Source organism: Halopiger xanaduensis SH-6, assembly GCF_000217715.1.
GTDB classification, from domain to species: Archaea; Halobacteriota; Halobacteria; order Halobacteriales; family Natrialbaceae; genus Halopiger; species Halopiger xanaduensis.
On sequence record NC_015666.1, the window covers coordinates 560,821 to 587,153 of the forward strand.

27 protein-coding genes are annotated in these 26,333 nt (G+C 66.3%); 15 read left to right on the plus strand and 12 right to left on the minus strand.

Features of this window, described 5'->3' with window-relative positions:
- The first annotated feature begins 48 nt into the window (after positions 1–48).
- Both HALXA_RS02710 and HALXA_RS02715 read left to right on the plus strand, forming a co-directional pair.
- Positions 49–552 (plus strand): cupredoxin domain-containing protein, encoded by a 504-nt coding sequence (locus HALXA_RS02710; RefSeq protein ID WP_013878770.1) that lies wholly within the window; start codon positions 49–51, stop codon positions 550–552.
- 277 nt (positions 553–829) lie between these two features.
- Positions 830–1,942, plus strand: a complete 1,113-nt coding sequence (locus HALXA_RS02715; RefSeq protein WP_049895387.1) for a pyridoxal-phosphate-dependent aminotransferase family protein — start codon at positions 830–832, stop codon at positions 1,940–1,942.
- Positions 1,943–1,987: 45 nt separating this feature from the next.
- Here the strand turns inward: HALXA_RS02715 and HALXA_RS02720 are convergent, their stop codons facing one another.
- Positions 1,988–3,340 carry a S8 family peptidase gene (locus tag HALXA_RS02720; RefSeq protein WP_013878772.1) on the minus strand — a complete coding sequence of 451 codons (1,353 nt, stop codon included), beginning with the start codon at positions 3,338–3,340 and terminating at the stop codon, positions 1,988–1,990.
- Between the two features lie 402 nt (positions 3,341–3,742).
- Positions 3,743–4,033 carry a translation initiation factor eIF-1A gene (gene eif1A / locus HALXA_RS02725; RefSeq protein WP_013878773.1) on the minus strand — a complete coding sequence of 97 codons (291 nt, stop codon included), beginning with the start codon at positions 4,031–4,033 and terminating at the stop codon, positions 3,743–3,745.
- Positions 4,034–4,208: 175 nt separating this feature from the next.
- Here eif1A and HALXA_RS02730 point away from each other — a divergent pair, with 175 nt between their 5' ends.
- Positions 4,209–4,388 (plus strand): DUF7470 family protein, encoded by a 180-nt coding sequence (locus HALXA_RS02730; RefSeq protein WP_013878774.1) that lies wholly within the window; start codon positions 4,209–4,211, stop codon positions 4,386–4,388.
- A gap of 136 nt (positions 4,389–4,524) precedes the next feature.
- Entirely contained in the window at positions 4,525–4,779 is a 255-nt protein-coding gene (locus tag HALXA_RS02735; RefSeq protein WP_013878775.1) for a hypothetical protein, read from the plus strand.
- A gap of 58 nt (positions 4,780–4,837) precedes the next feature.
- Here HALXA_RS02735 and HALXA_RS02740 read toward each other — a convergent pair whose 3' ends face one another.
- Positions 4,838–6,811: a DUF460 domain-containing protein gene (locus HALXA_RS02740; RefSeq protein ID WP_013878776.1), complete on the minus strand. Its 1,974-nt coding sequence runs from the start codon at positions 6,809–6,811 to the stop codon at positions 4,838–4,840.
- Positions 6,812–6,916: 105 nt separating this feature from the next.
- Complete coding sequence (locus HALXA_RS02745; protein ID WP_013878777.1) at positions 6,917–7,117, minus strand: hypothetical protein; 201 nt, start codon at positions 7,115–7,117, stop codon at positions 6,917–6,919.
- Between the two features lie 78 nt (positions 7,118–7,195).
- Here HALXA_RS02745 and HALXA_RS02750 point away from each other — a divergent pair, with 78 nt between their 5' ends.
- Complete coding sequence (locus HALXA_RS02750) at positions 7,196–8,170, plus strand: aldo/keto reductase (RefSeq protein WP_013878778.1); 975 nt, start codon at positions 7,196–7,198, stop codon at positions 8,168–8,170.
- Positions 8,171–8,186: 16 nt separating this feature from the next.
- Here the strand turns inward: HALXA_RS02750 and rnz are convergent, their stop codons facing one another.
- Positions 8,187–9,122, minus strand: coding sequence for a ribonuclease Z (rnz, locus tag HALXA_RS02755; RefSeq protein ID WP_013878779.1), 936 nt, complete (start codon positions 9,120–9,122; stop codon positions 8,187–8,189).
- A 312-nt stretch (positions 9,123–9,434) separates the two neighbouring features.
- On the opposite strand from rnz, the gene HALXA_RS02760 reads away from it, so the two are divergent.
- The 3 genes from HALXA_RS02760 to HALXA_RS02770 all read left to right on the plus strand — a co-directional run bounded on the left by HALXA_RS02760 (position 9,435) and on the right by HALXA_RS02770 (position 12,434).
- Complete coding sequence (locus HALXA_RS02760; protein ID WP_013878780.1) at positions 9,435–10,655, plus strand: DUF7282 domain-containing protein; 1,221 nt, start codon at positions 9,435–9,437, stop codon at positions 10,653–10,655.
- Positions 10,656–10,756: 101 nt separating this feature from the next.
- Positions 10,757–11,761: an AAA family ATPase gene (locus tag HALXA_RS02765; protein WP_013878781.1), complete on the plus strand. Its 1,005-nt coding sequence runs from the start codon at positions 10,757–10,759 to the stop codon at positions 11,759–11,761.
- 235 nt (positions 11,762–11,996) lie between these two features.
- A complete protein-coding gene (locus HALXA_RS02770; RefSeq protein ID WP_013878782.1) occupies positions 11,997–12,434 on the plus strand; it encodes an acyl-CoA thioesterase in 438 nt (145 codons plus the stop codon).
- 232 nt (positions 12,435–12,666) lie between these two features.
- Here the strand turns inward: HALXA_RS02770 and HALXA_RS02775 are convergent, their stop codons facing one another.
- Together HALXA_RS02775 and HALXA_RS02785 are read right to left on the minus strand one after the other, a co-directional pair.
- The gene (locus HALXA_RS02775; protein WP_013878783.1) at positions 12,667–13,458 is read right to left on the minus strand and encodes a TrmB family transcriptional regulator; all 792 of its coding nucleotides are present in this window, start codon (positions 13,456–13,458) and stop codon (positions 12,667–12,669) included.
- Positions 13,459–13,782: 324 nt separating this feature from the next.
- Positions 13,783–14,868 (minus strand): THUMP domain-containing protein, encoded by a 1,086-nt coding sequence (locus HALXA_RS02785; RefSeq protein WP_049895388.1) that lies wholly within the window; start codon positions 14,866–14,868, stop codon positions 13,783–13,785.
- A gap of 203 nt (positions 14,869–15,071) precedes the next feature.
- Here HALXA_RS02785 and HALXA_RS02790 point away from each other — a divergent pair, with 203 nt between their 5' ends.
- Both HALXA_RS02790 and HALXA_RS02795 read left to right on the plus strand, forming a co-directional pair.
- Positions 15,072–15,632, plus strand: a complete 561-nt coding sequence (locus HALXA_RS02790) for a TATA-box-binding protein (RefSeq protein ID WP_004267580.1) — start codon at positions 15,072–15,074, stop codon at positions 15,630–15,632.
- A gap of 283 nt (positions 15,633–15,915) precedes the next feature.
- Positions 15,916–16,920, plus strand: a complete 1,005-nt coding sequence (locus tag HALXA_RS02795) for a potassium channel family protein (RefSeq protein WP_013878785.1) — start codon at positions 15,916–15,918, stop codon at positions 16,918–16,920.
- A 148-nt stretch (positions 16,921–17,068) separates the two neighbouring features.
- Here the strand turns inward: HALXA_RS02795 and HALXA_RS02800 are convergent, their stop codons facing one another.
- On the minus strand, positions 17,069–17,284 hold the full coding sequence (locus HALXA_RS02800) for a MarR family transcriptional regulator (RefSeq protein WP_013878786.1): 216 nt from the start codon (positions 17,282–17,284) through the stop codon (positions 17,069–17,071).
- Between the two features lie 224 nt (positions 17,285–17,508).
- On the opposite strand from HALXA_RS02800, the gene HALXA_RS02805 reads away from it, so the two are divergent.
- The gene (locus tag HALXA_RS02805) at positions 17,509–17,934 is read left to right on the plus strand and encodes a DUF7344 domain-containing protein (RefSeq protein ID WP_013878787.1); all 426 of its coding nucleotides are present in this window, start codon (positions 17,509–17,511) and stop codon (positions 17,932–17,934) included.
- A 130-nt stretch (positions 17,935–18,064) separates the two neighbouring features.
- Here the strand turns inward: HALXA_RS02805 and hisG are convergent, their stop codons facing one another.
- The gene (gene hisG / locus HALXA_RS02810) at positions 18,065–18,925 is read right to left on the minus strand and encodes an ATP phosphoribosyltransferase (RefSeq protein ID WP_013878788.1); all 861 of its coding nucleotides are present in this window, start codon (positions 18,923–18,925) and stop codon (positions 18,065–18,067) included.
- 144 nt (positions 18,926–19,069) lie between these two features.
- Here hisG and HALXA_RS02815 point away from each other — a divergent pair, with 144 nt between their 5' ends.
- Positions 19,070–19,264 carry a hypothetical protein gene (locus tag HALXA_RS02815; RefSeq protein WP_013878789.1) on the plus strand — a complete coding sequence of 65 codons (195 nt, stop codon included), beginning with the start codon at positions 19,070–19,072 and terminating at the stop codon, positions 19,262–19,264.
- 32 nt (positions 19,265–19,296) lie between these two features.
- On the opposite strand, the gene HALXA_RS02820 is transcribed toward HALXA_RS02815, so the two are convergent.
- Complete coding sequence (locus tag HALXA_RS02820; protein WP_013878790.1) at positions 19,297–21,612, minus strand: heavy metal translocating P-type ATPase; 2,316 nt, start codon at positions 21,610–21,612, stop codon at positions 19,297–19,299.
- Positions 21,613–21,980: 368 nt separating this feature from the next.
- Here HALXA_RS02820 and HALXA_RS02825 point away from each other — a divergent pair, with 368 nt between their 5' ends.
- Together HALXA_RS02825 and HALXA_RS02830 are read left to right on the plus strand one after the other, a co-directional pair.
- The gene (locus HALXA_RS02825; protein WP_013878791.1) at positions 21,981–22,691 is read left to right on the plus strand and encodes an RAD55 family ATPase; all 711 of its coding nucleotides are present in this window, start codon (positions 21,981–21,983) and stop codon (positions 22,689–22,691) included.
- Position 22,692: 1 nt separating this feature from the next.
- Positions 22,693–23,136: a hypothetical protein gene (locus HALXA_RS02830; RefSeq protein WP_013878792.1), complete on the plus strand. Its 444-nt coding sequence runs from the start codon at positions 22,693–22,695 to the stop codon at positions 23,134–23,136.
- Positions 23,137–23,267: 131 nt separating this feature from the next.
- On the opposite strand, the gene HALXA_RS02835 is transcribed toward HALXA_RS02830, so the two are convergent.
- Both HALXA_RS02835 and HALXA_RS02840 read right to left on the minus strand, forming a co-directional pair.
- Complete coding sequence (locus HALXA_RS02835; protein WP_013878793.1) at positions 23,268–23,618, minus strand: hypothetical protein; 351 nt, start codon at positions 23,616–23,618, stop codon at positions 23,268–23,270.
- Between the two features lie 11 nt (positions 23,619–23,629).
- Positions 23,630–24,721: a stage II sporulation protein M gene (locus HALXA_RS02840; RefSeq protein ID WP_013878794.1), complete on the minus strand. Its 1,092-nt coding sequence runs from the start codon at positions 24,719–24,721 to the stop codon at positions 23,630–23,632.
- A 173-nt stretch (positions 24,722–24,894) separates the two neighbouring features.
- Here HALXA_RS02840 and HALXA_RS02845 point away from each other — a divergent pair, with 173 nt between their 5' ends.
- Positions 24,895–26,199 carry an amidohydrolase gene (locus tag HALXA_RS02845; protein ID WP_013878795.1) on the plus strand — a complete coding sequence of 435 codons (1,305 nt, stop codon included), beginning with the start codon at positions 24,895–24,897 and terminating at the stop codon, positions 26,197–26,199.
- The last annotated feature ends 134 nt before the right edge of the window (positions 26,200–26,333 follow it).

Genomic DNA, 26,333 nt, shown 5'->3' on the forward strand with positions numbered 1-26,333 from the left:
GGGTAGGAGGGTGTCCATTTTTATGTTGCCAGCCCTAACTCCGGAGTGATGACACGAGAGAACGCGGTTTCCCGCCGAAAAGCGCTCAAGGTAACCGGCGCAGCAGCAACCACGGCGCTCGTCGCCGGCTGTGGCGGAGGCGGCAACGGTAACGGAAACGGCAACGGTAACGGTGACAGCAACGATAGCGGCAACGGTGGCGGCTCCAGCGGCACCGAAATCGAGCCGGGTACGACCATCGAACTCGACGCTCAGACGACCGAATGGACCGGCATCGCACCGGACAGCATCGCCGACGCGTCCAACCCGACGCTCATCCTCACCGAGGGCGAGACCTACACGATCGGCTGGCCGCAGGGCGACGGCGGTACTCACAACATCGAACTCCGCAACGACAGCGGCGACGTCGTCGAGGGCTACGAGACCGAGACGACCAACGAGGAAGAGCCCGGCGACAGCCAGATGATCGAGTTCGAAGCCACCAGCGAGATCGTCGAGTACGTCTGCCAGCCCCACGAGGCGCAGATGGTCGGCGAGATCCAGGTCGAATAACGACACACCGCTTCGATTCCGATTCCGTTTCCGTTTCTCGCGGCTTTTTCGTTCGCCGACAGCCGAGTAGCGACCGCACTCTCGTCGCCGCCCGTTCCCCCCGCTCCCGTGCTGACACGTTCGGTTATCGAGACGGTTCCGTCACACGGTCGAGAGGCGCCGAATACGCAACGGCTCGAGCCCGGCGGCGACGGCGCGGCGGACAACTCGATTTCGACACGGCATCAAAAGTACCATACCGTCGGGTGACGCAGTAAGCCGTACTCAGGTGGTTTCCGTGACCGAAAAACGCGAGTATACCGACGACTATCCCGACAAGACGCTGTACATCCCCGGTCCGACCGAAGTGCGCGAGGACGTCATCGAAGAGATGAGCCAGCCGATGTTCGGCCATCGGATGGACCGCATGACCGACCTCTACACGACCGTCGTCGAGGACACGAAGGAGTTCCTCGGCACCGACAACGAGGTCATCATCCTCACCGGCTCCGGGACCGAATTCATGGAGAGTTCGATCCTCAACCTCGTCGACGAGGACGTCCTCGTGACGACCTGCGGGAGTTTCAGCGAGCGCCAGGCCAACGTCGCCGAACGGCTGGGCAAGAACGTCGACACCCTCGAGTACGAGTGGGGACAGGCGGTCAAACCCGAGGGCGTCCGGGAGAAACTCGAGGAGAGCGACACCGACTACGACGCCGTCACCTGCGTGATGAACGAGTCCTCGACGGGCGTCCGCAACCCGATCGAGGAGATCGGCGACGTCGTCGCGGAGTACCCGGACACCTACTTCATCGTCGACGCCGTCTCCGCGCTGGGCGGCGACTACGTCGACATCGACGAGCACAACATCGACGTCATCTTCACGTCGGTCCAGAAGGCCTTCGCCATGCCGCCCGGACTCGCGGTCTGCGTCGTCAGCGACGAGGCCTACGAGCGCGAACTCCAGAAGGACAGCGCGTCGTGGTACGGCGGCTTCCAGCGCTCGCTGGATTACTACGACCGGAAGGGCCAGACCCACTCGACGCCCGCTATCCCGGTCATGCTCGCCTACCGCAAGCAGATGAAACACATGCTCGAGGAGGGCCACGGCGCCCGCGACGAGCGCCACCGCGAGATGGCCGAGTACACCCGCGAGTGGGCCCGCGAGCACTTCGCCATGTTCCCCGAGGAGGGCTACGAGTCCCAGACGGTGTCCTGCATCGAGAACACCCAGGGGATCAACGTCGCCGAGACCATCGACGCCGTCAGCGAGGAGTACGACTTCGTCTTCTCGAACGGCTACGGCTCCCAGCTGGGTGAGAAGACCTTCCGCATCGGCCACATGGGCAAACACGACCTCGAGTCGATCGAGCGGCTGACCGACGCGATCGAGGACGTCGCCGGGCTGTAACCGGCGGTCACGGACGACTCGGATTCCGCTTTCGGTCGCCAACGATCAACGGAACAGCCCGTTGAGCCACTCGACGAAATCCCGTATCGCGTTCGCGAGCCACTCGAGCGCCGCCTCGAGTCGATTCCCGGTGCGTTCGCCGTCCCGATCCGCGCCGCGGTCGGGCTCGTCGTCGACCGCGCCGTCCTCTGCTAGTGCCGCACGAGCGTCGACGAGCCCGTACCCTTCTTCGCAGTTCTCGAAGACTGGCTCCGCCGACTCGGTGAGAGCCTGCCGAACCGCTTCGTTCGGGCCGGGTCCGTCCTCGTCCACGGTCTCCCAGACCAGCGCCGCGACGCCGGTGACGAACGGGCAGGCCATGCTCGTCCCGCTCGCCTCGGCGTACTCGTTGTCGACGACGCTCGAGACGATGTTCGTACCCGGCGCGAGCAGGTCGACCGCGGAGCCGACGCTGCTGTAGGACGCCAGCGAGTCGTCCTCGTCCGTCGCGGCGACCGCGAGGACGTCCTCGTGGGTCGCCGGGTAGGTCATCGTCTCCGCGTCGCAGGTGCCGTCGCCCGGATTCCCCTCGTTTCCGGCCGCGGAGAGTAGGAGATGGCCCTCCTCGTGGGCGCTCGCGATCGCCTCCGCGAGCGTCTCGCTCTCGGTCTCGCCGCCGAGGCTCATCGAGATGAGCTCGACGTCGTTCGACATGCACCAGTCGATCCCGGCGATCAGTTCGCTGTACCGGCCGCGGCCCTCGTCGTCGAGCACCTTTACTGCGTAGCAGTTCGCGTTCGGCGCGGTCCCCACGACGCCGAGATCGTTGTCCAGCGCGCCGGCGATGCCGGCGACGTGGGTCCCGTGCCCGTGCCGATCCTCGTAGTCGCCGGGCGGCCCGGACGCCGTGAAGTTCCGGCCGCCCGCAACCTCGAGGCTACAGTGGTCGGTCTGGATGCCCGTATCGAGGATGCCGATGTCGACGCCCGTTCCGTCCGGCTCGACGTCGTCGGCGCCGATTCGCTCGTGCCCCCACGACGCTCGCTGGTCCGGGTGGGTCGAACAGTCCGCCCTGTCCGGGGGCAGTAGTACGTCCAGTAGCGAGGGATCCCAGTCGTCGGGAATTCCCGTCTCGTCGTCCTCCTCGACCGCCGCGACGCCGGTCGCCGAAAGGAGGTCGTCCAATCGGCTCTCGGGAACCTCCGCGACCACGAAGTCGAAGTTGTCGTACTCGAGAACCGTCGTCCCGCCGACGGATTCGACGACCTCGAGGAGGTTGCCGAGCAGGCCGTTCCGCGGGTGGACGAACACTCTGCGGGTGTCCGTCCTCGAGCCTGCTGCCGACGCCGTCGTTCCGAGTACCCCAGTCGCGACGCCGGCTCCGACGCTCTGCAGAAGCTGCCGACGGCTGAGAGTCATGCGTGCTGGAAAGTCAAGCCTCGAGATAAGCTTTCTGTGCTGCCCTCATTCGTGGTAGATAGATTTCAGATGAGACTGCAGGTGAAATTGCTGGCCGTGAGGACGCTCCGAGCACTTCGAGGAGCGTCCGAACCGGGGAAGGGCAGGCTACTGATACACGGAGCGGAAAATAGCTGGGCAGCAGCTGCTGAAGCGAGCTACCAGCGTACTGTCGGCGAGCGAGCGGTTTGAAAAACCCGAGCGACGCCGTTCACCGAGCGCGTAGCGCTCGGGCTGACGACTGATGTGTGCGAGTGAAACGAGTGAACGGAAGGAGGATGTTTTCAATCGAAATTTTGCCGAGGGACATCGCGCTGTGTGGCAACGCCACCAGCGCGATAGACCGCAGCGTAAAATTTCGGTCTACTGGATATGGCCTTCCTCGCGCAACTGGTCGGCTTCGCTCTTCTCGTAGCGCCAGGTGATATCGGCCTTCTCGTCCTGCCAGTCCCAGGGTTCGACGAGGACGACGTCGTCCTCGCGGATCCAGATGCGTTTCTGCATCTTCCCCGGAATGCGCGCCGTTCGTTCCTGGCCGTCGGCACAGCGTACTTTCACCCGATTCGCCCCGAGCATGTCGGTGACGGTCGCGAAGACCTCGTCGTCCTCTGGCATCCGGAGGTTCTTGCGACCGCCGTCGCCGTCGTCACTCATACGGGAGAATTCGCGTTGGAGGCGTTTAATCCTTTATCGATTTCCGCGCGGGGATCGCCCTACGTCGGAGAGACGAGCGAACGGGGGCCGCGGCGTCCGCTGCGAACGCGCGGACGACCGCTCGAGCGGCCGGCAAACCACGTCGTTTATTTCCGTCGCCTGACCACTCCTGCGTATGATCGACAAGATCGGTCCCCTCGGGATCGTCGGCGTCGTGGTGTTACTCGGCGGTATCGGACTCATTGCCTACGCGAACCCGATCATCGCCGCGGGGATGGCGCTCGTGCTCGTCGGACTCGGACTGGTCGTGAAGTCGCTGGTGTCGGGCATGCTCCAGAGTTTCGGCATGTTTTGATCGGTCGAGGACGGGGTGCTCGAGCGGACCGTGTGGCTGCGAACCCGCGTGGCCGTGAGACTGCGAGACCGCGAGACCGCGAGACCGTGCCATCGCACCCCCGACCGTTTTCCCCCCGCAGTGTCTCCGTCCGCGTATGGGCTACTCGCTGCACTACTACGATCTCGTGTTGGGGTGTATCGGCGGCAGTCTCGCCGCCGGGGCGCTCATCGGCTACTTCACGCCGATCGCCCTCGAGGTCTCGATCGCCGCGCTCGGTGTCGTGGCGCTCGCGTTCATCGGACACGCGCTGTTCGTCAACGGCCCGGTCGACGATACGGAGGATCTGACCGAGGAAGTCGACGTCGATGAGGTCCCGCAGGTGCTCTCGCCGACGGAGTCGGCGGACTGAACGGCGGCTCGCGGTCAGGCATCGCAGAACGAACCGAGAAAATCGCGGCGTCTCGACCTTAGACTTCGTTGTTGCCGGCCCGGTGCTCGCTGATGAGTTGGTCGACCATCTCGGCCTTCCGGTCGAGGCGGCGGTCGCGAGCGCGCTCGTGCCAATCGTCGATCACCGCCTCGACGTCGTCCTCGCGGGCGACGGCGAGTTCGTCGACCTCCTGCATGGCCACGTCGTCGGCGGGGCCGACGGGAATCTCCTCGTCGAAGAGGATCTCGTCGGCGATCTCCGAGAGTCCGCCGTCCTTGAGGATGACCCGCGGTTCGAAGTCCGCGAGTAGTTCGGCCGTCGAGCGACCCGCGCCGCTGGCGTCCCGGAGGTAGACGACGTCGCCGGGGGCGATCCCGTACTGCTCGTCGGCCTCCCGAATGGCCCCCTTGGTGAACTTCTCGACGACCTTCACGGGGACGAGCCCCTCCTTCTTCGCCGAGACGTCGCTGAAGTTCGAGTGGTCGAGCTTCCAGAGGGCCTTCATCCGCTCGACTTTCTTCTCGAGTTCCTCGACCTCCTCGCGGGCCTCGTCGCGCTCGTACTCGAGGCGCTCGGCCTTGCGGCGGTAGCGGGTGACCTCGCGGTCCTTCCGGACCTCCTTGCGCTCCTTGCGGCGGGCGGCCTCGAGTTCGGACTCGAGGTCGTCGATGCGGTCGTCCTTCTGCTCGAGGCGGTCCTCGAGGGTGTCGACGTGGGACTGGAGGCGTTCGACCTGGCGCTTGAGGTCCTTGATGCGCTTCTCTTCCTCGGTGAGTTCGCGGGGCTGGTGCTCGGTCTCGTCGGTCTCGGACTCGTCGTCGTCCTCCAAGTCCGCGAGGACGGCCTCGACGCTCTCCTCGCCGGCGACGACGCGGGCGGTCACCTCGCCGCGGTCGACGCCCGGCGGGAGCTTCCGAGCGATGCGCTCGAACTGGTCCTCGCGGGCGTCGAAAGCGTACAGCGCGGCCGCCATGGCGTCCCGCTGGTGGTCGTTCTCGTAGGGGTGCTCGCGCGTGCGGTGTTGCTTCTCGTCGACGGGGAGGTCGGTCTCGGGGGCCCAGCCAGCGGCGTCGAAGCTCCGGCGGAACTTTTCGACCGTCTCGGGCATCGGCGTCACGTCGGCCGCGACGACGATCGGCCGGCCCCGCTCGACGATCCACTCGATCACCTCGGCGGTGTCGCTGGTGCGGGAGCTCCAGACGTCCAACACCTCGCCCTCGAGGCCGACGATGGCGACGGCGGTCGTCGTCCCGGGATCGATTCCGACGATGACGTGGTCCCGGCGCTTGGCGAGCGGCCGGAACTCGATCCCGTCCCGTCGCTCCCGTTCGATCTCGACGCGGACGTCGCCCGAGCGGTTGCGGGAGACCGGAATCTCGCTGGGCTTGGCTTCGACGGTGAAGATTGCGTTCGCGTAGCCGCCGTAGGCCTCGCGGGTATCCGTCTCGTACGCGAGGTTGGCCTCCTCGAGTTCGGACTCGACCTCGCGAGCGCGGCGCTTGACCGAGCCGTGGATGCGGCGGGTGTATCGGTCCTCGCTCCAGCCGCCGCTGCCGGTCGAGCGGCCGCGGGCGACCTTGACTTCCGTCGTATCGGTGAACGCGGAGACCTCGTAGCCGACGTTGTGGGCCGCCAGGCGGGCCGCGGCCTCGGCCTCTTTCATCGGCTGCTTGCCGTAGGGGATTCCGTGGCGCTTCGCAACCCGGGAGAGGGGCTCGGGCTGCTCGGCGCCGGTCACCTGGACGAGCTTCGTGCCGGAGGGCAGCGAGCCGAGAAAGTGGATGAGCTGGTCCTTGTCGGCGGCCAGCTCGTACATGTTGTCCGTCGCGACGATCGCCGGCTCCTCGTCGTCGATCAGTCGCCGGAGTTTGCGGTGGGAGACGACGTCGCGGCGGACCTCCTCGCCGTCGTACCTCACCAGTGCGTAGGAGGGCGCGTCGCCCCGCACGTCGCCGCTTTGCACGTCGACTCCGAAGACGACTGCATCGAGCGCACTCGTTCGGGTGCTCACGGATACCGTTAGGCAATCCCCGAATATAAACCCATGGCGGGCGGTAACGGTGGTTCGCTCTCGAGAAGCAACGTTGAGACGCTGTACGACAGTCTATCTACAGTGTTACGATCCAACTAGATCGATCGCGAGCAGGAGCAAAAACGGCGCCAGCATCACGAGCAAGACCGGCGCGAAATCGGGGACGACGGTAAGGACGCCGAGACCGCCGATCGAAAGAACGAGTCCGACCGTCAGCGATCGCACCCGCGACTCGAGGCGCTCGATTCGCGCTTCCAGTTCGTCCGCGGAGGGCTGATTCACCATACGTCGGTAGTTAGGTTCCTGTCAGAAATACGCTGCTGACGTCGAAGCTATTTGATGCTTCGGGAGGGAAACCCACGCATGGAGTACACCACCCTCGGCTCGACCGGGATGGAAGTCAGCAAGATCTGTCTCGGCTGCATGAGCTTCGGCACCGACCGCAACTGGATGTTAGATCCCGAGGAGAGCCGCGAGCTCATCGAGCGCGCGATCGACCTCGGCATCAACTTCTTCGACACGGCGAACGTCTACTCCGCGGGCGAGTCCGAGGAGATTCTGGGCGACGTGCTCGCCGACTACGACCGCGACCGGATGGTCGTCGCCTCCAAGGTCCGCTTCAGCGGCGCGACGGATCACCGGAACGCGACCGGACTCTCGAGAAAGACCATCGAGCAGGAACTCGAGCACTCCCTGGATCGACTGGGGATGGACACCCTCGATCTCTACCAGATCCACCGCTGGGATTACGACACGCCGATCGAGACGACACTGCGGGCGTTAGACGACGCGGTTCGACGCGACAAGGTCCGCCACGTCGGCGCCTCGTCGATGTGGGCCCACCAGTTCCTCGAGGCCCGGCGGGTGAGCGAGCGCGAGGGGCTGGCGCCCTTCGAGACGATGCAGAACCTCTACCACCTGGCCTACCGCGAGGAGGAGCGCGAGATGTACCCCGTCTGCGAGCAGTACGACGTCGGGACGATCCCGTGGAGTCCGCTCGCGGCGGGCTACCTCGCGCGCCCTCACGAGGAGTTCCAGACGACAACTCGCGGCGAGCACGAGGCCAAGGAGGCCGGCGTCCCGTACCACGAGTTCCCGGGCAGCGAGGAGATCAACGAGCGGGTGCAGGAATTGGCCGACGAGAAGGGCGTCACGATGGCCCAGATCGCGCTGGCCTGGCACTTCCAGAACGACAACGTGACCGCGCCGATCGTCGGGACCTCGAGCGTCGAGCACCTCGAAGAAGCGGTGGAGGCGCTCGAGATCGACCTGTCGGATTCGGACGTCGACTACCTCGAGGAGCCGTACGAGCCGGTGCCGGTGTACGGCCACGAGTAGCGCCGCTGCCCCGAGCTCACTCCTCGTCCGAATCCGGATACGGAATCTCGAGTTTCTGTCCGTCCTCGGGGACCAATACATCACCGTCGAACACCTCGCCGGCTTCCCGCTCGTGGTCCTCGACGTGGCCCGCGTACCGCGAGGAAATGTGCATCAGCGCCAGTCGCTTCGCGCCGGCCCGGTTGGCGATCTCGGCGGCCTGCGTGGCCGTCGCGTGGGCCGTCTTCGCCGCGCGGTCGGCCCGATCCTCGGCGAAGGTCGCGTCGTGGATCAGCAGGTCCGGCTCGTCGGCGACCTCGAGCGTCGCCGCCGTCGGCCGGGTGTCGCCAGTGTAGACGATCGTCCGGCCCGGCCGCGGGTCGCCGACGACCTGCTCCGGTTCGACGACGGTACCGTCCTCGAGTTCGACGGGGGTTCCCTCGTGGAGTTGGGAAAACTTCGGCCCGACCGGAACGCCGAGTTCCTCGGCGCGTTCGCGGTCGAACCGGCCCTTGCGGTCGTCCTCGACGAGGGCGTAGCCGACCGACCGGGTATCGTGGTCGGTACCGAAGACCCGAATCTCGTACTCGTCGGCCCGGTAGGCGACGTCGCCGTCGCCGACCTCGTTGATCCGCACCGGAAACGCCGGGTCGTTGTCGAGGGCGTTCACGAGCGACTTGAGCTTGCGCCGCGTTCCCAGGGGCGTGTGGATCGCCAGCGGCTCCTCGCGGTCGTTGAAGTCCATCGTCTGGAGCAGCCCCGGAATCCCGAGGACGTGGTCGCCGTGGAGGTGCGTGACGAACAGGTGCGAGACGGAAAAGCCGGTGCCGAAGCGCATCATCTGGCGCTGGGTCCCTTCGCCGGCGTCGAACAGCAACCCCTCGCCCTCGCGGGAGACGAAGATTCCGCTCGGATTCCGCTCGGTCGTCGGAATCGCACCGGCCGTCCCCAGAAACGTCACGCGCAGTGGCATCGGGTCGAGATGGGGCCGGGACAAGTATACCGCCTTCGGATCTCGACGCTCGAATTTCGAATCGGGGCCTCGGCGTAGACGCCGACCGAGAACGACGTCTTCTCGACGACCAGGCCCGCGTGCCCCCGCAACGCGTACCCGTTCGATCGCCCCGCGGTCGGCGAGCGACTCGAAGGAGTCCCCGGAACGACGCGGGGCGGGCGTGTCAAATGCACAATCAGCAGCAGAACTCAATGTTTACATCGGTGCGCCTCGAATCGTCGGTGACTGCGAGCCGTCGTCCGATCGGAGACGGTCCGCGACTACGTCACAATGAGCTCGAGATCGACCTTCGGCACGATCAAGCGCATCGGGGCGATTTTACTCGCGATCGCGGTCGTGCTCGCCGCGGGGATACTCGTCGGACAGGCGCCGACCCTCTTCGGCGTCGAGGAGAACCCGGAGGCGTCGATCACGTTCGCGGACCAACAGGGCGACGGGACCAGCGTGACGATCGACTCGGTCTCGCTGTCGGACGGTGGCTTCGTCGTCATCACCGACGGCGGTTCGGAGCCGATCGCCGTCTCCGACTACCTGAGCTCGGGGAGCCACGAGAACGTCACCGTCGAACGCGACGAGGCTGCAAACCGGGAACTGACCGGCCAACTCACGGCGACCGTCCATCAGGACACCGACGGCGACGAAACCTACACGTACGCGGAAAGCGAGGGCGAGGAGGACCGCCCCTACCTCGAGGACGGGTTCCCGGTCAGCGACACCGCGACGGTGACGACCGCCGAAGAACAGGGGCTGACCAACTCGTTCGCCGTCGAGTCTATCGACGTTCCGTCGTCGGCGACGACCAACGGAACGATCGACGTCAACGCGACGATCAGCAACCCGACCGAGTTCACGACCCAGCAAAACGTCGAGGTCCGCCTCGACGGCGCGGTCGTCGAACGCCAGCTGCTGGAACTCGAGGCAGAGGAATCCCGCGACGTGACCTTCCAGGTCGACGCCAGCGAGGCCGCACCCGGCGAGCGGACCATCGGCGTCTACACCGACGCCGACGGCGCCCTCGAGACGATCGAGTTCGAGTTCCACACCGATCCCGCCATCACCGTCGCGAACACGAGCGAGAACGAGAGTACGGTAACGTTCAACGTCGCGACCCCCGCGGACGGGTTCGTCGCCGTCGAGGACCGGGCCGACGGCAACGCCAGCGACGGCGACAACGCCAGCGTCGTCGGCACGAGCGCCGCGCTCACGCCGGGCGAACACGAGAACGTCAGCGTCGCCCTCGGGGGGGTCGGCAGCGACGACGAACTCACGGCCGTCCTCTACGAGGGCGACCCCGCCGACAACGAGTCGGCACCGCCGATCGAGCACGACGGCGAGCCCGTCGAAACGACGTTCACGCTCGCGGACGGAGAGATCGAACCCGCGGGAGACGGCGGAAACGGCGCCGCGAACGAGAGCGGCAACGAAACCACAGCTGACGGGAACGAGTCCGCGAACGACGGCACCGTGAGCGTCGAGCCGGCCGACGGGTAACCGCGCCGCGTACTGCACACCGCACACCGCGGACCGCGGGCCGCCTCGAGCCGATCGAACAATCGACCGATTCTTACCCGCGCCGCTCCTACCGGCGGTCGATGGACGCGCCGCTGTGGACCGATACGCACGCTCCCGAACTGGCGGAGTTGCCCCAGGACGACGTTCGCGAGTACTTAGAGCGGGCCGTCGACGAACCGATCAACCTCCTGCTCCAGGGGCCGCCCGGCAGCGGGAAGACGGCGGCGGCGCGCGCGCTGGCTCGCGAAGCACACGTCGATCCGGACAACGACCTGATCGAGATCAACGTCGCCGACTTCTTCGGCCGGACGAAGACCGAGATCAAGAACGACCCCCGGTTCGCGCAGTTCCTCGTCGGCCGCTCCTCGATGTCCAAGCGAGACATGATCAACCGCGTGCTCAAGGAGTCCGCCAGCTACTCGTCGGTCTCGGGCGAGTACAAGACGATCCTGCTGGACAACGCCGAGGACGTCCGCGAGGACTTCCAGCAGGCCCTGCGCCGGATCATGGAGCAACACCACCGGACGACCCAGTTTATCGTCGCCACGCGCCAGCCGACGAAGCTGATCCCGCCGATCCGCTCGCGGTGTTTCCCCGTCTCCGTCCGCTCGCCGACGACCGACGAGACCGTCGCCGTCTTAGAGCGTATCCTCGAGGCCGAGGACGTCGACTACGACGCCGACGGCCTCGAGTTCGTCGCCAACTACGCGGACGGCAACCTCCGACAGGCGATTCTGGGCGCCCAGACGACCGTCGAGGACGAGGGCGAACTGACGATGAACGCGGCCTACGAGACGCTCGGCGAGGTCGGTCTGGACGACGAGATCGAGTCGATGCTCGACGATGCCGAGGCGGGCGAGTTTACGGACGCCCGGAGCACGCTCGACGACCTGCTCGTCGACGAAGGACTGGACGGCGAGGAGGTGCTCGATGCGATTCTTCGGATCGGGCGCAAGCGCTACCAGGGCGAGAAGTTGGCCCGCATTCATCGACTGGCTGCGGACATCGAGTTCGAGTTGCACGAGGGGACGAGCGACCGGATCCACGTCTCGCACCTGCTGGCGGAGCTAGGGCGAGACGCCTGACCGGTGCGGCCGGTCCGACGGCAACCGTCTCCCGCCCACCGGTCACTCAGTTCGATTCTCGAGCCGCGCCATCGCGCCCCCAGCAGTCCGACCAGCACGGCGCGAACCCAGCGGGGCGACGTCGGTCGCTGCCGGTCTCGAGCCACGCGAGCCGCTACGAGGAGCCGGTCAATAAACGTCGGCTATCTCATAGGTCAGGCAGGCTTTCTTCACGGCCTCGTGCGAACACCGGCGTATGCCGAACGTCCTCGAGACGCACATCAAGAACCGTTTTCGCGTCCAACCGAACCACGCGAACAACAATAATACGCTTCACGGCGGGAACCTCATGAAGTGGCTCGACGAGGTCGGCGCGATGTCGGCGATGCGCTTCGCCGGCGAAACCTGCGTCACCGCGCAGGTGAACGAACTCGACTTCGAGCGACCGATCCGGATCGGCGACACGGCGCTGGTCGAAGCCTACGTCTACGACGAGGGTCGAACCAGCGTCCACGTGGCACTGCGGGCCTGGCGCGAGGAGCCCCGCAGCGGCGAGACGGAGAAGACGACCGAATCGTCGTTCACCTTCGTCGCGATCGACGCGGACGGCACGCCCGTTCCCGTCCCGGACCTGACGGTCGAAACCGACGAGGGCGCGGCGCTTCGGGAACGAGCGCTCGAGGCGGATTACTGAAGCGTTCGTCGCTGCTACGGAACCGACCCGTTGAAACCCTCGAATGGAGAGGGGTCTCAGAAGTCCTGCTGGGACAGCCAACTCGTCGCCTTCGAGCAACGCCGACAGTGGTCGATAGGAACGGAGACGGTGACCCGCGCCCGCCGCTCGCTCGGGTGTCGTTACCCGCGATCCGCCGCTGCCGATCAACTCCGTAACTGTACTGTGACTTTAAGCGGAGACCGATGTGCATTCACGCTGCTCGTTCACCGTCGAGTCGCCACGTAAAGATCGCTCGAAGGACGACGACGAGGCTATTTCGATCGCCTGCGCCCCAGATCGCCGTTTCTTCGATCTCAGTAGCGCCGCCGGAACCATTCGCGAGGGCGCTGACGAGCGCCGTCTCTTCGTCAGTGATCAATAGGCTCCCGGCGGGCGTATCCCGCCATTCCCACAAGGTTTCGAACAGTTCGGCCGACGGTACTGTTTCGTGAATTTGATCCTGAACATCGTCCGAAATTCCCGCGAGGTAGATCTCTACGCCTCGATCGTCGGCGTCCTGAAGCTGCTCGAGATGCTCGTCGGTGAGTAACTCGTCGACGGTCATGTAGACGATTTGCTCGTCCGCGTCGGCGATGAACTCGTCGACGCGAGACGCGACCGCCTCCCGACCGGTCACCGTCCAGACGCCGAACTGTTCGCGTTGCGGTTGGGCCGGCCCGATCGCCTCAAAACACTCCGCAAGTTCGGTGATCGTGTTTTCACGTTGGGTGTTGAGCATGCGGATGATCGTCTCCTCCGAGATTATCGTGAACTTCCGCGGCGTCGTGTGCTGGATGTCGATAAAGCCCAGCTCGTGGAGCCGCTCGGTGGCTTCGTACACGCGAGTGCGGGGAACACCGTTGACGCGGGTAATGTCCTGCGTGGTTCCCGTACCGAGCCGAAGGAGGTTGATCAGCGTCTGCGCTTCGTACTGGGACAACCCGAGCTCTTGGAGTCGGTCGAGAGCCTCAGCTTCGGCTCGTTCTTCGTCAATTGAGACCATACCCGATGGTACGACGCGGAGTCGAATAAAGGCCGCTCGGGCGATTAATTCACGGTCCGTTTGTCAAACTCGAGAGGTATGCCTTGCAGTCGGTACGGAGCGCCGGGACCCGAGACGCAGACAGTTCGACGGAACCGAACTTCGACGACGTCGCGCCGTTTCTCGAGTTGATAGGCGACCGCGCCGACGAGTCACCAGCCGATCGGCCGCGACTCGCGGTCAGTCCTCGGAACCTGAGATTCGCAGGTCTGCTGCTCGGCCGATGCAGCACGCCGAACGAATCGGCCGAGTAGTATTCCGGCAGAACCGTGAAACTCCCTCGCGCTACTCGAGCACCAGCACGTACCGCGTCAGCGACCGGTGGACGCGGCGCTCGAACGACGCGGCGAGTTCCCAGCCGGCCTCCCGAGCCTCGCTCCGCCACGACCGATCGGCGACGACGACGGCCCGGGAGCCGACGCGGCGGGCTTCGGCGAGCGCGCTGGCAACTAAGTCCTCGAGGCGGTGGGTGTCGATCTTCGACTGCCGGCCGTAGGGCGCGTCGAAGACGACGCCGTCGACCGCGTCGTCGGCGAGCGGGAGCCGGGTGGCGTCGCCGCGGCCGACGTGCCAGGAACCGCGCTCGACGCCCGTCGGCGACGGGTCGTCGGACTCGAGGAAGTGCGCGAGGTTCTCGCGGGCCCCTTCGGCCATCTTTCGCTGGGCGTCGGTACCGATCACGTCCGCGCCGACGAGGCCGGCCTCGACGAGGCCGCCGCCGGTGCCACACATGGGATCCAGTATCGTGCGCCCGGTGCGTGCGCCCGCGACGTTCGCGACCGCGCGCGCGAGCAGCGGATCCATGCTGCCGGGCTGGAAGAAAGGTTTGTCCGTGGGCGCGCGAGCGCCGAAATCGCGGACGCTCTCGGCCGCGAGCCAGCCGAGGGCACAGATCGAGACGCGCTCGCCGCCTCGAGCGTCGGATTCGTCGCGCACGGCGGAATTGTCCGCGGGGTCGGTCGTGCCCTCGAGCCGCCCTTCCGAAAAGGCGACCCGCAGGAGGTGATCGGGAGCCTCGAGATCCACGGAGAAGCCGCGATCGACCAGCACTTGGCCGAGTTCCCGTTCAGCCCGCTCGGTGCTGACGCCGGTCGAGCCGTGGACATCGGTGGATCGGACTGCAACCGTCGCGTCGCGGTCACGGTCGATCGACGCAGCCTCGAGCAGCGCCCGCGCGCTCTCTACGTCCGCGTCGGTCCGACCGATAAGCTCGCTGGCGCGGTGGGTGTACGCGAGGCCGCGGACGCGCTCGGGGGCGATCCCGCGCGCGACGGCGAGGCCCGGCGCAATCCGTCGCACGCCGGTCGCGGCGCTTTCCGCCTCGTAGGCCGCGAAGGCGTCGTCCTCGCCGCCGAGCTCGAGCAGGTACACGTTCGGTCGTCGCCGCGGGGCGAGTATGAGCCTACCGCTTTCCGCGAACCGCGGGACCGCGGGTCGATCGTCGCGGTGCCGGCGCGACGGCCGCTCGGGCGTGCTGCGGAACGTATTCGGTTCCGTGACCGTCGAACGAACCGGATATATCATGCGGCGGCACCAACCTTTATAAGCCTTAAATACGTCTTTTTAAGCGACTAATGACGGATCCGAAGGATACCATCAACATCGAAAACGTGGTGGCGTCGACCGGTATCGGCCAGGAACTCGACCTCCAGAGCGTCGCGATGGACCTCGAGGGGGCCGACTACGACCCCGAGCAGTTCCCCGGGCTGGTCTACCGAACCCAAAACCCCAAATCCGCCGCACTGATCTTCCGGTCGGGGAAGATCGTTTGTACCGGCGCGAAGAGTACCGACGACGTTCACGAGAGCCTGCGTATCGTCTTCGACAAGCTCCGTGAACTCCAGATTCAGGTCAACGAGGACCCCGAGATCGTCGTTCAGAACATCGTCACCTCGGCCGACCTCGGCCGCAACCTCAACCTGAACGCGATCGCGATCGGCCTCGGCCTCGAGAACATCGAGTACGAGCCCGAGCAGTTCCCGGGACTGGTCTACCGCCTCGACGACCCCGAGGTCGTCGCCCTGCTGTTCGGGTCGGGCAAGCTCGTCATCACCGGCGGCAAGAAGCCCGAAGACGCCGAGCACGCCGTCGACAAGATCGTCTCCCGACTCGAGGACCTCGGCCTGCTCGAGTAACGCCCTTAGCCGGCGTTCGTTCGCGCCCTCTCGAGTGTCGACGCCGCCGAAACGGACTCTGGCAATCGGTCGTCAGTCCCGGTCGCGATCACCGATCACTGACCACCGCTCGTCGGTCGCAACTCGAGCCCTCCTCCAGCCGCCGCTCGTCCCGTCTCGAGTCCGTCGTTCGGCGGCGGCCGCCGACTCGACTGCGCGGCCGATCGTCATCGGTTCTAAGCAATCCCTCGTCTCGCCGGCCGACCGTTGACGGGCCTGCCCGACGTACGGGTACGGAAGGGAAATGCAACCGCTGTTCCTCCTCGCAGGACTCGTACTGCTCGTTGCGACGACCGTGGACATCATCTGGACGACGCTCTGGGTCGACGGCGGCTCCGGGCCGCTCTCGGGCCGGCTGACGACGCTCGTCTGGCACGGCCTGCGACGCGTCAGTAGCGACCGCTCGCGGGTGCTCAGCATCGCCGGACCGCTCATCCTCGTGCTCACGCTCGTGATGTGGATCGGGCTGCTCTGGCTCGGGTGGACGCTCGTGTTCGCCAGCAGCCCGATCGCGCTCGTCAGTACGCGGACCGGCGCGCCGGCCGACTGGCCGGGTCGGTTCTACTACGTCGCGTACACGATGTTCACCGACGGCAACGGCGACTACACCCCGACCAGAGACGTCTGGGAGATAGCCAGTTCGTTCACGACGGCGACGGGGATGGCCTACGTTACCCTCGGAATCTCCTACATCATCGCGGTGATCGGCGCGGTTTCGGAAAAGCGCTCGTTCGCCAGCGACGTTACCGGCCTCGGCGAGCGCAGCGAGGCGTTCGTCCGGACGAGCTGGGCCGGCGAAGACGAGCGATTCCGCGGCCTCGAGTTACCCCTCGAGTCGCTCTCGTCGGATCTCTCCCTGCTCGCGGACCAGCACAAGTCCTACCCCATCCTCCACTACTACCACAGCGAGCGCGGGAAGCGAGCGTCGGCGATGGCCGTGCCCATCATGGACGAGGCGCTGACGATTTACGAGTACGGCATGCCCGACGACGAGGGGCCGAATCAGACGCTCGTCACGGACGCCCGCTCGAGCGTTCAGAGCTACCTGGACACGCTCGATACCGCCTTCATCGATCCCGCGGACGAGGTCCCGCCCGAACCGGACCTCGATCGACTTCGCGAGGACGGGATTCCGACCGTCTCGGACGAGGCGTTCGCCGACGCGCTCGAGGATCACACCGAACGCCGCCGCAAACTGCTGGGTATCGTGAAGGCCGACGCGTGGCACTGGCCGCCGGTCGAGGACTGAACGCGACTCCCGGACGGTCGCAGGACGTCCGGCGATAGATCCGGATTCGGTCGTTCGCGGTTCGGCTCGGTCCGGTTCGGCTCGATCCGGTTCAGTTCGATCCAGTTCGATTCGATCCGGGTCGGATCGAATCGGTTTCCTCGTCGCGTCATTCCGCGAGCGATGCCAGCCGCTCGCGTCCGGCTTCGGAGATGGCGTAGACGTCCGCCGACACGCGGTAGACGTAGCCGTCGGACTGGAGGTCGTCGCAGTACTGGGTGATCGTGATCGGATGGGTATCGAGTTCGGTCGCGAGCGCCGTCACTCTCGTCGGTCCCCGTTCGTCGAGGACGGTCAGCAGCACTCGCTCCGGACGATGAACCATTTCGTGCTAATAGATGGCATTCCGCAAGGTCGTATAGTGGTTTCGGTGGGCTGGGTCGGGACCGTTCGGCGGCTACCGAACGGTTCGGATCGAATTCAGCGGGATTCGAGCCCGGTTTGGGACCGTTCACGGCGTTGAATTCGCCGAGACTGATCGAAAGCGGCGGGCACCGTCGAAACGAGCGCTCGCGTTTATCGGGTCGGTTTCGGTAACCAAGCCTGTCCATGACGACTCACTCGGATCGACGCCAGGCGGGATCGAACACCACCGTTCCTCGCGGAGCGATCCTCGGTAACGCCCGGCCGCCCACCACCGTCCAGCGCCGTCGCGCGCTCGAGAGCGACCGGCGACGAGCGGTACTGCGGCGACTGCTCGACGCCGACGAAGACGAGCGGATCCCCGTACAGACGCTCGCGGGCGTTCTCGCCGACGCCGAGGACGACCCGACGATCGTCACCACGCTGCTGGAACTGCGCCAGCGCATCTACGTCTCGCTGTGCCGAACGCACCTGCCGCTGCTCGAGTCGTGCGGACTCGTCGCCTACGATCGGGAGCGGGGCGTCGTCTCGCGCGGCAGGGACCTCCCCGCGATCAAGTCCGATCTCGAGGGAGACCCGGTCGACGGGAACGCACCGGCCGAGCCCGCGTAACTGCGATTTCGACCGATCGGAAGGGCGAGAAGGGGGATCGAGATCGACCGCGACGACCGGCCGCAAAACCACCGATACCGGCACCGACCGACGTCCGCGCCGACCGTCGCGCCGGTGCCGGCCGGCGTGCTTACTCGACTAACCGCTCGATTTCGTTCACCAATACGTCGCTGGCGCCGGCCTTTTTCACCTCGGTGATCGTCTCGAAGACGTCGCGCTCGTCGACGACCGCGTGAACGGCGACCTTGCCATCGTCGCCGTTCTCGTCGGCGATGTCCATCACCGTCGGCCCGCCCATCCCCGGAATCACGTCGCGGACGGTCTCGAGCCGGTCCTCGGGGACGTTCATCATCAGGTACCGCTTGCCCTCGGCCTGCTTGACCGACGACAGCGCCGTCCGAACTTCGTCGACCTTCGGCTCCTCGAGGACGTCCTCACGGCCGAACAGCCGGACGGAGCTGGCGAGCACCTCCTCGACGACGGCCAGCCGGTTCATCTTCAGCGTCGTCCCGGTGCTCGTGATGTCGACGATGGCGTCGGCCATCTCGACGTGCGGGGTCAGTTCGGTCGCACCCGAAACCTCGACGATGTCGGGCTCGACGCCGGTGTCGGCGAAGAAATCCGCGGTGATGTTCGGGAACTCGGTGGCGACGGTGCCGCCCTCGAGGTCCGCGACCGACTCGATATCGCCGTCTTCGGGGGCGGCGAGGACGAGCCGGCAGCGGCCGAACTCCAGATCCAGCAGTTCGGAGACGTTGTCGACGCGAGCCTCCCGGACCTGATCGTAGCCCGTGATTCCGAGGTCGGCCGCGCCGTCGGCGACGTACTCCGGAATGTCCGCCGCGCGGGCGAAGAGGACGGAGACGTCGGGGTCGACGGTATCGGCGTAGAGTTTGCGGTCGGCACCGTTCTCGAGATGGAGCCCCGCCCGCTCTAGGAGGTCGATCGTCGGCTCGTGCAGGCGGCCCTTGTTGGGAACGGCGATTCGCATTATCGAGGTATTGACGACGAGACGGGAATTGTCTTTTCATTCGGGCGAGGCTGGATCGAAACGGGTATTCGAGGAATAAGTCGCTGAGACGTTTTCGACTCGAGCTACACAATCCTTTATATTTTGTTGTCGGAGTAATACGATATGGAAGTCATCGCTGGTGTCTTGCTCTTTCTCGTCGGTACAGCCGGATTTCTCTGGCCCGAACGAGCGCTGCGGTTCTGGTTTCTCGGCCTTCTCAGCGAGGATGCGCTGTCTGACGCTGGAAAGCTGTTCTTCCGAGGGTTGGGAGGGGTTTGTACGCTGATCGGGACCGGATTAGTGCTGTCTGGCGGATAACGGAGGCTTCCGAAAGGAAGGGTTGAGACCGATCAGACCGACAGATCCGCCCGTCGAAGCAACTGCGCGTTGATCGCGACGATCACCGTGCTCGCGGACATGAGGACCGCGCCGACCGCGGGCGAGAGCACGATGCCGATCGGCGCCAGAATCCCGGCCGCCAGCGGCAAGGCGAACACGTTGTAGCCGGCCGCCCAGGCGATGTTCTCCTGCATCTTCCGGTAGCTCTTCCGGCTCAGGCGGACGAGTCGGGCGACGTCGCGCGGATCGTTCTCCACGAGGACCACGTCGGCCGATTCGACCGCGACGTCCGTCCCGGAACCGATGGCGAGCCCGACGTCAGCGCGAGTGAGCGCGGGGGCGTCGTTGACCCCGTCGCCGACCATCGCGACGAGGTGACCCTGCTCCTGTAACTCGCGGATCTTCACGTCTTTGTCCTCGGGCAGCACCTCCGCGAAGACGGTGTCGATACCGAGTTCGTCCGCGACACTGTGGGCGACGTCTGCGTCGTCGCCGGTCAACATTGCGACCTCGACGCTCATCTCGTGGAGCGCGTCGATCGCCTCGTAACTCGCCTCGCGGATCACGTCCGCCAGCGCGACGGCGCCGACGACTCGCTCGTCGCGGAGCACGTAGACGACGCCCTCGCCGCGCGACCCCGCTTCGTCGGCGAAGCGCTCGAGGTCGGCGCCGGGTTCGACCTCGAGATGGCGGAGGAGGTTCGGGCCGCCGACGGCGACGGCGTGGCCGTCGCGCTCGGCCGATCCAGCCCTACGATTGCTCGAGGCACTCGAATCGGTCGAGTCCGAACCGACGCCGTCAGACGCCGCGGCCGGCACGGCCTCGGGTTCGATCGTCGCCCGGACGCCGCGGCCCTCGAGGGCCTCGAACCCGTGGACGTCCGGCACCGAGAGGTCTCGGTCCTGGGCTTCCTCGCGGATAGCCTGGGCGATCATGTGTTCGGAGTCGCGCTCGACGGCGGCCGCGAGCGCCAAAACATTGTCGTCGGTCCACTCGTCAGCCGTCGCGACGTCGACGACGCCCTGCTCGCCCTCGGTGAGCGTCCCGGTCTTGTCGAAGACGATCGTATCGAGGTTGCGAGCCTGCTCCATCGCGATCCGATCGCGGACGAGCATTCCGTTGCGCGCGGCCATGGAGGTGTTGATGGCGACGACCAGCGGGACCGCCAGCCCGAGCGCGTGCGGGCAGGCGATGACGAGAACGGTGACGACGCGCTCGACGACCGGCAGGCCGAAGCCGATCGCGATCGACCAGGCGACGGCCGTCACCGCCGCGGCGCCCAGCGCGGCGTAGAAGAGCCACCCCGCGGCCCGGTCGGCTAACACTTGCGTGCGCGAGCGACTCTGCTGGGCCTCCTCGACCAGCCGCACGATTCCCGCCAGCGCCGTCTCCTCGCCCGTCGCCGAGACGCGCACCCGCAGGCTGCCGTCCCGGTTGGTCGTCCCGCCGATGACCTCGTCGCCGGATTCCTTGGAGACCGGTTTCGACTCGCCGGTCACCATCGACTCGTTGACGTTCGACTCCCCGGACTCGACGACGCCGTCCGCGGGGACGTTGGCGCCGGGGCGGACGAGCACGAGGTCACCCTCCTCGAGGTCGTCGACGGCCACTTCCTCGGTCTCGCCCGTTTCGGGGTTAGCGATCCGCTCGGCGGTGTCGGGCATCAGTTCGGCGAGTTCGTCGAGCGCGCCCGAGGCCCGCCGGACTGACCGCATCTCGATCCAGTGGCCGAGCAGGAAGATGACGATTAGCGTCACGAGCTCCCAGAAGAACGGCTCGCCGAGACCGAAGCCGACGGCTGCGAGGCTGTAGCCGAAGGCGACGGTAATCGCCAGCGAGATCAGCAGCATCATCCCGGGCTCGCGGTTGCGGACCTCGACGGCGCCCATCCGGAGGAACGGAACTCCGCCGTAGGCGAAGACCGCGACGCCGAGGATTGGCCCGACGTACTCGCTGCCGGGGAACGTCACCGCCGCGTAGCCGAACCACGCCTGGAACATCGGGCTGTAGTACAGCACCGGCAGCGCGAGCGCGAGACAGACGAAAAAGCGCCGCTTGAACATGTCCTCGTGATCGGAGTGGTCGACGTGAGTACCGTCGTCGTGGTCGCGTTCGTGGCCGGACTCGTGGTCCCCACCACCACTACCGCCGTGGCGCTCATCGCGGTCGCCGTGTTCGTTCGGTTCCGACGCGTCGCGGTAGCAGTTACAGACCCGACAGCACGAGCAGTAGCTATCGGTCGGCGTCGTCCGATCGCTGTCCTGTACATCTCGAGCAGCGGCCGGCCCGGCCGCGCGGTCGGCGTCGTCGGGAGTGGTCTCGGGCATAAGTCGTCGGTTCGGATTGACTGTCTTCTCGAGCGGCGCGACCTGGCCGTCGTGCACTCGAGTAGGCGCCGCGGCCCCGTAATTCACCGACTGGCGACGTCCTGCCGAGAGCGACGCGGGCGGGCCGCTCGCTGACGAGAACGTACGTGAGACGCGATTAAGCGGGTTGTCACTACGAGGATCGGAATATTCCGCGTCCAGAACTACGAATCGAACGGTTCGACCAGCCCCAGCCTGTGAATCCGAAGCGCCGTCGAATCGAGTGCACCGATCCGACAGTCAAACTGACGCTCGTGTACAATAACACTAGTTATCGATATTACACCACTGCGGAATCTATTTATTCGACGACTACCCTGGATTTAACGATGCGACTCTCCACGGGAGTCCCGGGGTTCGACGAGTTAGTCGACGGCGGGCTGTTGCGGGACCGGCTCTACATCGTGAGCGGCCCGCCGGGGAGCGGCAAAACGACCTTCTGCGCGCAGTTTCTCACCAAGGGCGCGTTCAACGGCGAAACGGGGCTGTACGTGAGCATGCACGAGTCCGAGCAGGAACTCGTCGCGGACATGTCGTCGTTCCAGTTCGGCTTCGATCAGGCCGTCAACGCGGGCCAGATGAAGTTCATGGACGTCTTCGCGAGCGAGACCAAGCGGTTCTTCTCCTCGTCGTCCCGCGGCGGCAGCGACGGCCCCGACAACGTGGAGAATCTCACGAACAAACTCGTCTCCTATATCGAATCGAACGGCGTCGAGCGGGTCGTCATCGACTCGACGATGCTGCTCGAGTACTACTTCTCCGACGAGGTCGACCAGCTGATCACGTTCCTGTCGAAGCTCAAACGCGCCGACGCGACGGTGCTGGTCGTCTCCGAGATGACCGATCCGACATCCTACTCCGACGGCCACTACCTCGCCCACGGCGTCCTGTTCATGCACAACTACCTCGAGTCGGGCGGCATGACCCGCGGGCTCCAGCTCATCAAGATGCGCGGGACGGAAATCGACTGCGACATCCACCACCTCGAGTTCACCGACCGCGGGCTTCGGGTGCATCCGGACCAGAAGATCCAGAGTTAGAATGTACGAACGCACCTTCGGCACCGACTGGGAGACGCTCGAGGACCGCGACGAGGCGCTGCGCCGCGCCTTCGCGCTCGGCGTCGCCGAGTGTCTCGGCGAGGACCACCCCGAGGAACGCGAGCGGCTCGCCGACGCAGTCGAGAGGGCCTACGATCGCCGGTTCGTCGACCTGGCCTACCGGAAGGGCCGCCAGCGCGTCCGGCAACTCGAGCCGGAAGTCGACGACGGCCGACAGCTCCGAAAACGCTTAGCCGACGAACTCACCGATCTCACGCCGCTGGTCGCCCCCCGGTCGGAACTCGAGGCCGAGGACGCCGACGAGGGAGACGGCGATCGCAGCGGTCTCCCGACCTCGCTACAGGGGTATCGGATCGATACGCTGCCGGACGACAGCACCGAGCGCGTCCGGCGGCCGAGCTTTCTCGAGCGGGACCGGCCGTAGAATCGGAGCAGAGAGTGGTTCGGCGGCGATCGTATCGAACAGTTCGGTAGCGGCCACGCCAAGCGTGCGCTCGAGACGCGATCGCTGTTCGTCGACGATACCGCCGAGCGCTCGGACGGACCGCCGAGCAATCACGCCGCCTCGCCTTCGTCGTCGTTCTCCTCCTCGTCGCCCTCGACGTCCGCGCCGGGGAGGCGGCGAACCGACTGCAGCCATCTTTCTTTCGCCATTTGCCCGGGGGCGAGCGGATCGTACACGAGGTCTCCGGCCGTACCGAGGTGGTCTCCGTCCCTCCCGGTCTTCCACCGCCACAGGCCGACGACCATTGCGAGTACCACGGACGCAAAAAAGACGGCTAACGGGACGCTAGCGGGACGGTCAGTCCGTACCAGTATAAAGATGAACAGTACCAACATGGACAGCGTGACCGCGTGGAGGAGGTACGCGATCGATTTGCCCGATATTGTGATCGTCTTCTCCATACGCGTGAAAATTACGGGACGGTCGTCCCGCCCATTTCCGCGAGTCGGTCGGCGAACAGCGCCTCGAGCAGCGCCGTCGTGACGTAGGCCTCGACGAACGCCGCCAGTACCAGCAGCAGCCAGCCGAAAGCGATCAGCGCGGCGGTGCGGGCGAGGTACGGTTTCGTGAAGAAGGCGTCCCGCGAGCCGACGAGGCGCTCCCCGAACCGGTAGACGATCCGGAAGCCGACGCCGGCGGCGATAAACAGCGCGGGGAGTTCGAAGATGCCGTGGGGAGCCAGCCCGACGAGGATGTAGTCGAGACCGACGCTCTGCCCGATCGAAGCGCCCATGTTGCCGATGATGATCCCGTTGAAGACCATCACGAACGCCGTGAGTAAGCCGAGCGTCAGCGCGCCGGCGATCGCCATCAGGAACGCGCGCGAATTGTTCAGAATGAAGAACGTGGCGGTCAGTTCGATCCCGCCCGTCTCATCCTCGACCTCGGAGAGCATCTCCTCGAAGAGTTCGGCGACCATCTCGAGCAGGTCGTAACCGGCGAGCAGGAGCGCGATGCCGCCGACGGTGCCGATCGCGAACAGCCCGGTCGCGAACCAGACGGAGCGGCGGTATTCGTCCCAGCCGGCCGCCAGAGCGGCGACGAGTCGGGTCCGTCCCGACCGAGCGGCGGCGCCGACCGCGCCGAACACGACGCCGAGGGCTCCCGCGCCGGCGGCGGGAGCCGGATCGCCGGTAGTCGCAACGGTGACGACTGCCGTCCCGAACGCCGCCACCGCGAGCGCGAACAGGAGCGTCGACCACGTGCGCACGGTAGCCGGGTCAGGGCCGGTACCGACACTCGAGGCGGTCGGTTCGGCACCGGGCCCCGTCCCCGATGGCTCGGCCGTCCGGTCGTCGCCGTCCGCGAGATCGACGGCGATCCCCGCATCCTCGCCGGTCGCCGTTCGATTCGTACCGGCGCCGTCCCGTTCGTCGGGAACGGTTTGGCGGTCGGGACCGAACTCGAAACCGCCGTCTCCGTCCCCACCCTCGCCCTCGGCCTCGTCGCCGCCCGGGTTGCGGCCGGAGCCGTCGTCGGTCGCGCCGTCCTCGGGTCCGTTCATGTCATCTCGTTATCCGAACGGGGAAATAAAGCCGCCGACCGTTGGCCGGCTCGAAAACCGCTCGAAGGTTCCAGTCGAAACGACGGTGGGTGATCGACCCGCCGCTCGAGTTCCTCGCCCGATCGACGTCGAGAATCGACACTATAAGGCCCGGCGGGGCGAAACCACGGTCCATGACGACGCTTTCGATCACCGGCGGCCGGGTGCTGCGACCCGACGCGACGGTGACGCGCGCGGACGTACTTGTCGATCAGGACGCCGGCGAAATCCTCGAGATCGGATCGGACCTCGCGGGCGAGGGCAACGAGACCCTCGACGCCGAGGGCTCGCTCGTGACGCCGGGCTTCGTCAACGGCCACTGCCACGTCGCGATGAGCCTGCTGCGGGGCTACGCCGACGACAAGCCGCTGGACGCGTGGCTCCAGGAGGACATCTGGCCCGCCGAGGGTGAACTGACCGCCGAGGACGTCCGTACCGGCGCCGAACTCGGGCTCCTCGAGATGATCAAGTCCGGGACGACGGCCTTCGCGGACATGTACTTCGACGTGCCCGAGATCGCCGCCGCGGTCGAGGAGGCCGGCCTGCGCGCTCGCCTCGGCCACGGCATCGTCACGGTCGCCAAGGACGACGAGGGCGCCCGCGCGGACGCCGAGACGAGCCTCGAGGTCGCCCGCGAGTACGACGGCGCCGCGGACGGCCGTATCTCGACAGCCTTCATGCCCCACTCGCTGACGACCGTCGGGACCGAGTACCTCGAGGAGTTCGTCCCGAAGGCCCGCGACGCCGGCGTCCCGATCCACTACCACGCCAACGAGACCGAAGACGAGGTCGCGCCGATCGTCGAGGAGGAGGGCGTCCGCCCGCTCGCCTACGCCGCCGAGCGCGGGATGCTCGAGCCCGAGGACTTCGTCGCCCACGGCGTCCACGTCGACGAGAGCGAGATCCAGTTGCTCGCGGAGGCGGGGACGAGCGTGATCCACTGTCCCGCCTCGAACATGAAACTCGCAAGCGGCATGGCGCCGGTCCAGCGGCTGCGCGACGCCGGCGTCACCGTCGGACTCGGCACGGACGGCGCGGCCTCGAACAACGACCTCTCCATGCTCGACGAGGCCCGCGACGCCGCCATGCTCGGCAAACTCGCCGCCGCCGACGCCGCGGCGGTGCCGGCGGAAGCGGTCGCCGAAATGATGACCGCCGGCAGCGCCGACGCGATCGGCCTCGAGAGCGGCCGCCTCGAGGAAGGGGCGCCCGCCGACCTCGCGGTGATCGACCTCGAGAAGGCCCACCTTACTCCCCGCCACGACCTCGTGAGCCACCTCGCCTACGCCGCGGCGGCGGCCGACGTGCGCCACACGGTCTGCGACGGGCGGGTGCTCATGCGCGACCGCGAGGTGCTGACCCTCGACGAAGCGGCGGTTCGCGAACGCGCTCAAGCGGCGGCCGAGGCGCTGTCGGCCCGGGCCGGCGACGACGAGTGAGGCGACTGCAACGCCCAATAATCGCGAAAGTTTGATCGAGAACTGAACACTCAGACGCCTCGATAAACTGTTTAACTTTTTCTGAGTTAGTTTTGGAATCGGCGAATCGGTCCGAACTGCCGGCGGGGTTTATT